Source organism: Ferrovibrio sp., from assembly GCF_017994015.1.
Classification (GTDB): domain Bacteria; phylum Pseudomonadota; class Alphaproteobacteria; order Ferrovibrionales; family Ferrovibrionaceae; genus Ferrovibrio.
Map to the genome: position 1 here is coordinate 1 of NZ_JAGOLP010000090.1, position 8,824 is coordinate 8,824.

General features: G+C 63.2%; 7 protein-coding genes. 2 read left to right on the forward strand and 5 right to left on the reverse strand.

Going from position 1 to position 8,824, the window contains the following annotated elements; all coding sequences use genetic code 11:
• A partial coding sequence (gene pepN / locus KBB36_RS19955; RefSeq protein ID WP_290985316.1) for an aminopeptidase N occupies positions 1-2,383 on the forward strand: 2,383 nt, incomplete at its 5' end.
• Here pepN and KBB36_RS19960 read toward each other — a convergent pair.
• Genes KBB36_RS19960 through KBB36_RS19970 form a run of 3 tightly spaced genes read right to left on the reverse strand, consistent with a single transcriptional unit; the run spans position 2,380 to position 5,650 of the window.
• Complete coding sequence (locus KBB36_RS19960) at positions 2,380-3,024, reverse strand: TetR/AcrR family transcriptional regulator (RefSeq protein ID WP_290985319.1); 645 nt, start codon at positions 3,022-3,024, stop codon at positions 2,380-2,382. The genes pepN and KBB36_RS19960 overlap by 4 nt on opposite strands.
• Entirely contained in the window at positions 3,021-4,610 is a 1,590-nt protein-coding gene (locus KBB36_RS19965) for a DHA2 family efflux MFS transporter permease subunit (RefSeq protein WP_290985322.1), read from the reverse strand. The genes KBB36_RS19960 and KBB36_RS19965 overlap by 4 nt, the downstream gene beginning before the upstream one ends.
• Positions 4,611-4,621: 11 nt before the next feature.
• Positions 4,622-5,650, reverse strand: a complete 1,029-nt coding sequence (locus KBB36_RS19970; RefSeq protein ID WP_290985325.1) for an HlyD family secretion protein — start codon at positions 5,648-5,650, stop codon at positions 4,622-4,624.
• A gap of 161 nt (positions 5,651-5,811) precedes the next feature.
• Here KBB36_RS19970 and KBB36_RS19975 point away from each other — a divergent pair, with 161 nt between their 5' ends.
• A complete protein-coding gene (locus tag KBB36_RS19975; RefSeq protein ID WP_290985328.1) occupies positions 5,812-7,053 on the forward strand; it encodes an MFS transporter in 1,242 nt (413 codons plus the stop codon).
• On the opposite strand, the gene KBB36_RS19980 is transcribed toward KBB36_RS19975, so the two are convergent.
• Positions 7,050-8,366: a pentapeptide repeat-containing protein gene (locus KBB36_RS19980; protein ID WP_290985331.1), complete on the reverse strand. Its 1,317-nt coding sequence runs from the start codon at positions 8,364-8,366 to the stop codon at positions 7,050-7,052. The two genes, KBB36_RS19975 and KBB36_RS19980, sit on opposite strands and share 4 nt — an antisense overlap.
• Positions 8,367-8,392: 26 nt before the next feature.
• A partial coding sequence (locus tag KBB36_RS19985; protein ID WP_290985334.1) for a pentapeptide repeat-containing protein occupies positions 8,393-8,824 on the reverse strand: 432 nt, incomplete at its 5' end.

Sequence of the window (8,824 nt, forward strand, 5' to 3'; positions counted from 1 at the left end):
GACCATAACCGCGCCGCCGGCAGGGGCTTTTTTGCTGGAGATCGAAACCGAAATCGACCCGGCCGGCAACACGCAACTGACCGGGCTGTATCAATCCAGCGGCAATTACTGCACACAATGCGAGGCGCAGGGGTTTCGCCGCATCACCTATTTCCTGGATCGGCCGGATGTGATGGCCACCTATCGCGTCACCCTGCGCGCCGATGCCAAAGCCTGCCCGGTGCTGCTCTCGAACGGCAATCTGGAGGCGCAGGCCAGTTTGCCGGATGGCCGGCATTTTGCCGTGTGGCACGATCCGCATCGTAAACCCTGCTATCTGTTTGCCCTGGTGGCCGGCGATCTGGCCTGCCTGGAAGATGATTTTGTCACGCAATCGGGCCGCCATGTGGCGTTGCGGATCTTCACCGAACATGGCAAGGCGGCGCGCGCCGGCTATGCCATGGATGCGCTGAAACGCTCAATGCGCTGGGATGAAACCCGCTTCGGCCTGGAATACGACCTCGACCTGTTCAACATAGTGGCGGTGAGCGACTTCAACATGGGGGCGATGGAGAATAAGAGCCTCAATGTGTTCAACGACCGCTTTATCCTGGCTGATCCACAGACCGCCACGGATGCCGATTATGCTGGCATCGAAGCGGTGGTGGCGCATGAATATTTCCATAACTGGACCGGCAACCGCATCACCTGCCGCGACTGGTTTCAGCTCAGCCTCAAGGAAGGGTTGACGGTTTTCCGCGACCAGGAATTCACCTCCGACATGCGCTCGCGGCCGGTGGCGCGGATTCAGGAAGTACGCAGCCTGCGTGCCCGGCAATTCCCCGAGGATGCCGGGCCGCTGGCGCATCCGATCCGTCCGGATTCCTATATCGCCATAGATAATTTCTACACTGCCACGGTTTACGAAAAGGGCGCCGAGGTTATCCGCATGATGCACACCCTGCTGGGTGAGCAGGGTTTTCAGGCCGGCATGAAACTCTATGTGCAGCGCCATGATGGTGAGGCGGCGACCTGTGACCAGTTTGTTGCTGCCATGGCTGATGCCAATGGTTTTGACATGACGCAGTTCAAACGTTGGTATGCCCAGGCCGGCACGCCGGTTTTGAGTGTTGCCGGGCGTTATGATGCAACGACCGGCACATATGAATTGAGCGTGGCGCAAAGCTGCCCGGCCACACCGGGCCAGCCGGAAAAATTGCCGATGCTGATGCCGTTGCATATCGGCCTGCTGGATGCGCAGGGCCAGGATATTCCGTTGCAATTGGAAGGTGAGGCGGCGCCGGCTCCCGGCAAAGGCCGTGTGTTGCAGCTCAGCCAGGCCAGCCAGGTTTTCCGGTTTGTTGGCTTGCCCGAGCCGCGTGCGCTGTCGTTCAATCGTGGTTTCTCGGCGCCGGTTACGATCAAGGCCGAGATCGGCGGTGCCGAGCGCGCCTTCCTGATGGCGCATGATTCCGATGCCTTTGCGCGCTGGGAAGCCGGTCAGCAATTCGCCACCGACCTGCTGCTGGGCCATATCAATACCGGTGCGGCGTTTGATCCGGCTTATATTGACGCCATCGGCGCCATCCTGCGCGACGGCGGCCTGGAACCGGCCTTCGCCGCCGAAGCCATTGCGTTGCCCAGCGAGGATTACATTGCCGACCAGATGCCGGTGATGGATGCCGAGGCAGTGTTTGCGGCGCGCAAGGCGCTGCGGCGCCAGATTGCCGTGGCGCATCGCGATCTGCTGCTGGCGCTGTATCGCAGCCACCAGAGCGCTGCTGCCTATAGCCCGGATGCCGGCCCGGCCGGGCAGCGTGCACTGAAGCATGCCGTGCTGGGTTATCTGGCAGCGCTGGTGCCGGAAGATGGCGAAGCCCTGGCGCTGATCACGGCGCAGTATGATGGCGCGGATAACATGACCGACCGCATGGCTGCCTTGCGCCTGCTGGTGGACCTGGATGTGCCGGCGCGGCAGGCGGCTCTGGATGATTTCCATACGCGCTTCCAGGATGATCCGCTGGTGCTGGATAAATGGCTGTCGTTGCAGGCCATCTCGGCCTTGCCCGATACGCTGGAGCGGGTGCGCGGGCTGCTCGGCCACCCGGCCTTCTCGATGCAGAAGCCCAACAAGGTGCGGGCGCTGATCGGCGCTTTCAGCATGAATGCGCTGCGCTACCATGCTGCCGATGGCGCCGGTTATGCCTTCCATGCCGAGCAGATGCTGGCGCTCGACAAACTCAATCCCCAGGTGGCGGCGCGGCTTTTGGCGCCGCTCGGGCGCTGGCGCCGGATGGATGCCGGCCGGCAGGCCAAAATGAAGGCGGAACTGGCGCGTATCCTGGCAACGCCCGGCCTGTCGCGCGAAACCTACGAGATTGCCTCGAAGTCGCTCGCTGACTAAGCCGTTGCGGAATAGGCGCGCAGGAAAGCCGCCACGGCGCTTTCAACGCGCCGGGTGATTTCCGCATCTGCCAGTGGGCCATCCTGTAGCCGCAGCAGGCGGCGCAGGCTGGTCTTGCCCACCAGCATGCCGAAGAATTGCTCGGCGGCCAGTTCTGCATCCTCCACGGCCAGGCGGCCGCTGCTGGTTTCGCGCCGCAGGTAATCCGCCAGCAGGCCGATGCCGCGCCCCGGGCCGTTGGCATAGAAGGTAGGGCCGATGCTGGGAAATTGCGGCGCGGCATGGATCAGCAGCCGTTGCAGGCTGACCGAGCGTTCCGATGACAGGATCCGCAGGTAGCTTTGCCCGAGCAGGGTGAGCACCTGGCGCGGCAGGCTGCCCGGCTTGAGATCGGCCAGCGGCGCGGTGATGGTGGCGGATGTCTCCTGCACGATGGCGGCAAACAACTCGTCCTTGGAAGCGAACAGATTGTAGATGGTCTGGCGCGACACGCCGGCCTCGGCGGCGATGCCTTCCAGGCCGATGCCATAGCCGCGCTCCAGGAACAGCCGCCGGGCGGTCTCCAAAATCGCCTGGCGCTTGGCCGGGTTGGCCGGGCGGCCGCGCCGTGTTTTTTCCTGCGGCACTGCCCCGGGATTCAATGGCCACCTCCGGGCGCGGCATCGCCAGGCGGCGGCATCGGCCGCTTGGCAAAGGCCACGGCAATCGCCGCGGCGGCAAAAAGCAGCGTCAGCAGGAAAAAGCAATCGGCAAAGGCCATCACATTGGCCTGCTGCTGCACTTTGCTGCCCAGCAGCTTGGCGGCCAGCATCATGTCGTCGCCTTGCAGGCGCTCGGCCAGTTGCGCGCCGGTCGTGTCGATATACTGCTGCACTTCCCAGCGCCCCGGATTGATCCAGTCTACCAGGCGGTTCCAATGCAGGGCCGTGCGGTCGATCATTGCCGTGTTGATCGCCGCCAGGCCAAAGGCACCGCCGAGATTGCGCGTCAGGTTATAGAGCCCGCTGGCATTCTTCAATTCATGCGGCGGCAGGGTGCCAAGCGCGATCACATTGATCGGCACGATGCAGAACATCAGCGCCGCGCCACGCATGATCTGCGGCAGCAGCAATTCATCAAACTGCCAGTCGGCGGTGAGCCGCGTCATGCTCCAGGTCGATGCCGCCAGCAGGGTGAAGCCGAAGGCCAGCACCGGGCGCGGGTCGAATCTGCGCGCCAGCATCCCGGCCACCGGCGCGAGCAGGAATTGTGCGGCGCCGGTGACAAACATGATCTCGCCGATCTGCAAACTGTTCAGCCCACGCACCCGGGCCAGATATAGCGGCAGCAGGTAGACCAGGCCATAAAGACCAACGCCGATGGTGAGGCTGAACAGGCAGCCGGTGGCGAAATTGCGGTTGCGGAAAGCTTTCAGGTCCACCACTGGATTGGCATGGGTCAGCGTGCGCCAGAAAAACAGCAGGCCGCCGATGGCACAGGCAATGGCAAAGTTGCGGATTGCCGCGTCTGACAGCCAGTCATGCCGCGGGCCTTCCTCGATCACATATTCCAGACTGCCGAGAAACACTGCCATGGCGCCCAGGCCGAGATAGTCGAAGCCTTGCAGCAGGCTGTAATCCGGCTTGTCGATATCCATGAAATTCCACACCAGCAGGCAGACGATGGCGCCCGGCACCACGTTGATCAGGAACAGCCAATGCCATGACATAAGCTGTGTCAGATAGCCGCCCAGCGTAGGCCCGATGGTGGGGGCCAGGGTGGCAACCAGGCCGATCACCACGGTGGCGCTGGCGAGCCGCTGGCGTGGAAAGATCAGGTACACGGTGGCGAATACGGTGGGGATCATGGCGCCGCCGAGAAAGCCTTGTAGCGCGCGCATGATGATCATGCTTTCCAGGCTGTTGGAAAAGGCACAGCCGATCGAGGCCAGGGTGAAGCTGAAGGCGGAAGCGACAAACACGACACGGGTGGAAAGCAAGCGTGAAAGATAGCCCGAAAACGGGATCATGATGACTTCGGCGATTAGATAGGAAGTCTGCACCCAGCTGATCTCGTCGGCCGAGGCGCTCAGGCCGGCCTGGATTTCGCTCAGCGACGATGACACGATCTGGATATCCAGGATCGCCATGAACATGCCCAGCACCATGGCGAAATAGCCAATCATCACGCCGCGTCCCGGCATGGCTTGGGGCAGGGCTGGCGCCGGTGCTGTAGCCGTGGCTGTCATGGCGGCGCTGCTCATGGCATGCGGCGGTCGATCTCAACCAGCGCCGACATGCCCGGCACCAGGAAGGGCAGGGGCGTGGCCGAGGCGTCGAGCCGCAGCTTCACCGGCACGCGCTGCACGATCTTGGTAAAATTACCGGTAGCGTTGTCGGGCGGCAGCAGGCTGAACTTGGCGCCGCTGGCCGGTGCCAGACTGTCAACCCGGCCGCTCAGTTCCCGATCCGGATAGGCATCCACCTTGATCGTGGCGCGCTGGCCAGGTTGCAGGCCCTGCAACTGCGTCTCCTTGAAATTCGCCACCACATACACGGCCTCGGTGGGCACAATCACCATCAACTGCACGCCCGGCCGCACATATTGCCCAAGCTGGGCCGTGCGGTTGCCGATCACGCCGGCCACCGGGGCGCGTACCACGGCATTGTCCAGATCCAGCCGCGCCACGGCCAGCTCGGCCTCGGCTTGGGCAATCATCGCCGCCGCCTGTTCGCGGTTGGCCCGCAACACCGCCACCTGGCTTTGTTGCAGGCTGCGTCCGGCTTCGGCGCGATCCAGCGCCGCTTTGGCCTTGCGCTGATCGGTCTGCGCATTCTCCAGCTTCTGGCTCGATACGTATTGCGCATTCGCCAGGGCATTGTAGCGCCGCAGGTCGTCGTCGCTGCGGCTCAGTTCGGCGCGGCTGGAGCGCAATTGTGCTTCGGCATCGGCAATCGCCGCCTGCTGCGCGCCCAACTGACGGTCGATGATTTCCAGCGCGGCGCGTTTGGTGTTCACCACTGCTTCGGCCTGTGCCGCCTTGGCGCGGAACTCGCTGTCATCGATGCGGAATAATACATCGCCGGCTGCCACGCGCTGGTTTTCGGCCACGTCCATACGCTGGATGTAGCCGCTCACCTTGGCTGCCACCACGGTGATATCGGCGCCGATATAGGCGTTGTCGGTGCTTTCGATGAAGCGGCCCTGGCGCCACCAGGTCAGGCCGTAATGGCCGCCGGCGCCCAACAGGGCGACGAGGAAGAGGGAGAGGACCAGTTTTTTCTTCATGACGGCACCTGAGGGCGGATTGCAGAGCTTCAACTAATATTATTAGACAGTATTGTCTATAAAATAGCGTCAGGCGCTTGTGATACCGATCACAGGCCGGTGCCGAATGAGCCCGCAAGACCCGGATAGCGCGGCTGAGCCCGCGCCGGCTATGCAGCGGCATGACAAAGAATCCCGCCTTGCCTGCCGCCTTCAATCGCCTGTGGTTCGCCAATATGGCGGCCCATGGCGCCGATCAATTGAGCCTGGCGGCGCTGCCGCTGATGGCGGTGCTTGCGCTCGGCGCTTCGCCACAACAGATGGGTCTGCTCGGCGCGGCCCAGACCATGCCTTATCTGCTGCTGTCTCTCTTCGCCGGTTACTGGGCGGATCGCTGGCCGCGCCATTGGCTGATGGCCGGGGCGGAGGCCGGGCGCGCCCTGCTGCTGCTCTGCCTGCCTGTGCTGGCCCTGGCCGGCTGGCTGGGCTTGACCATGCTGGGTTTGCTCGGCTTTCTGCTGGCGGCGGCCAGCGTGGTGTTCAATGTGGCAGCCCAGGCTTATCTGCCGGCTCTGGTGCCGCGCCAGGTGTTGGCGGCTGCCAATGCCAAGCTGGAATTTGCCCGCGCCGCTGCCGTGTTTCTCGGCCCCGGCCTGGCCGGGCTGGTGGCGGGCTGGACCTCGCCGGCCCTGGCGCTGGCGGCTTCCGGCCTTGCCTCGGCCTGGGCCGCCTGGTTATTGCGCGATCCGGCAATGCGGCGTCAGCACATGACTGCGCAGCCACGCCAGCCGCTGCTGCCGGCATTGCGCGAAGGTTTTGCCCTGGTCTGGCGGCATGACCTGCTGCGCGCCATCGCGGCCTGTGCCATGGCGTGGAATTTCAGCTGGTTTCTGCTGATGGCGGTGTTTGTGCTGTTCGCCAGCCAGCGCCTGGGCCTCAGCCCGGCCGGGATCGGCCTGGCGCTTGGCCTGCAAGGCATCGGCATGCTGCTGGCCAGCCTGATGGCGCCTTTGCTGCACAGCCGGCTGGCGCTGGGGGTGCAGATCACCATCGGGCCGGCATTGTCGCTGCTGGCAGCAATATCGCTCGCCCTGGCAACATTGGCCCCGCAGGCCGGTGGTTTTGCCCTGGTGGCTGGCGGTTTTATGCTGTTCGGTTTTGGCCCGATGCTGTGGACCATCGGCCAGACCAGCTTGCGCCAGGCCCTGGTGCCGGCGCATCTGATTGGCCGCGCCAGTGCCATCCAGCAGGTTGCCACCCTGGGCATGCGGCCGCTGGGTGCGCTGGCTGGCGGCTGGGTTGGTGGCGTGTGGAGCCTGGAAGCGGCGGTGTGGCTGGCGGCGGCCGGCTTTGCCGTGCAGCTCGGCGTGATCCTGGTCTCGCCGGTGCCACGCCTAATGGCGCTGCCGGAGCCTGTGGCTTAGACCTTCATCCCGACCACACCACGCAGATCGGCGCCATCCAGGTTGGCGCCACGGAAATCGGCATTGGTCAAATCAGCATCCAGGAAGGAAGCATTCTTGAGATTGGCCGAGCGGAAATCCGCCATGTTGAGGATCGAACGGTTGAACAGCGCCCCCTCAAGATCGGCACCCTGGAATTTCGCCTGGGTCAGGTTGCATTCCTGGAAACTGGTGGCCTGGCGGCGATGGAAGGCGCCGCTGATAGTGACCGGGGCAAAATTGCCGCCCCTGAAATCGGCATTGGTCAGGATGCCGCGATCAAATTTTGAACCCTGCATCTGTGCGCCGGTGAAATTGGCATTCAGCATCATACCGCCGCGCAGGTCCGACAATACAAAGCGGCAGCCAGAGAAATCCGTGTTGCGCATGATGGCATAGGAGAAATCGCCGGCCGAGAAATTGATGCTCGACAATTTCTGGTCGGAAAGATCATAGCGGCTGAAATCAATCCGCATGCCCTGCTTGCCCAGCGTGTCGATCCAGGTCAGGTGTTCCTTGACGATGAATTGCAGCGAACGGTCCAGATTCTCCAGGCTGCGCGGCATAATCGCCTTGGAGATATCGGCATCGCGCAGGTCGATGGGGCGGAAATAGCTGGCGGTAAGGTCGGCGCCCTCAAAATTGGTTTCGTTCAGCACCGCGCCGGCCAGCACCGCGCCGTGCAGCACACAATTCGAGAGATTGGCCTCGGTCAGGTCAGCGCCGGCAAACAGGCAGCCGGTCAGGTTCGAGCCGGAAAGATCGGCATTGGTCAGTTTGGCATTGGAGAAGTTCACATTGGTCAGGTCGGTGTTGCGACCCACCACCTTGCCAAGCCGGGCCGAGGACAGGTTGGCGCCGGCCATCTTGGCATTGTCGATGCTGGCCGAGCGTTTCAGCACGGCGATCAGGTTACCATCCTCATCCGGCCGCAGCAGCACGCCGTCGCGGATATCGGCCGAGGTCAGGTTGGCGCCTTCCAGATTGGCGTTGCGCAGATTCACGCCGCGCAGGTCGGCTTTGGTCAGGTCGCAGCGCCGCATGTCGGCGCCTTGCAGGTCGGCGGCGAAGAAGGAGGAGGAGGTCAGCACCGAATGGCTGAAATCGGCATAGGCCATCTTGCTGGAGACAAAATCCGCCGAGGCCAGGTTCTTGCCGCTGAAATCAAGCCGTGAGGCATCGCGGAAATGCATCACCAGACGTTTGCCGCCGCGTACACCCTTCACGTAATTGGCATGCGCCTCGAACATCTCGTCGATTTCGAACTGGGCGATGACCTTGACCGTGTTTTCCATTATCCCAGCCTAACCCGCCCGGGGTTTCAGGACAAGTTCACCCCGATGGCCGAGCGCAGGTCGGCGCCGGCCAGGTTGGCATCGCGCAGGTCTGCCCCGGTCAGGTCGGCGCCGCTCAGGTCGGCGCCGGCCAGATTGGCGTCGCGCAGGTCGGTATGCATCATGATTGCCTGGCTCAGATTGGCGCCGCTGAGGTCGCAGCCGGCCATCACCGCCTGGCTCAGATTGGCGTTTTCCAGGCTGGCATGCCATTTTTTGCCTTGCAGACTGCTGATCGGCATCGGCCCCATCTTGGCCTGCTTCAGGTTGACACCGATCATGTTGGCGCCGGCAAATTTCACCCCGCGCAGGTCGGCGCTGGTCAGGTTGGCATTCAGCAGCATGGCGTCGGTGAAATCGGTCATCGACAACACCGAAAAGCTCAGGTCGGTCTCCACCATAGTGCTCTGCACAAAGAG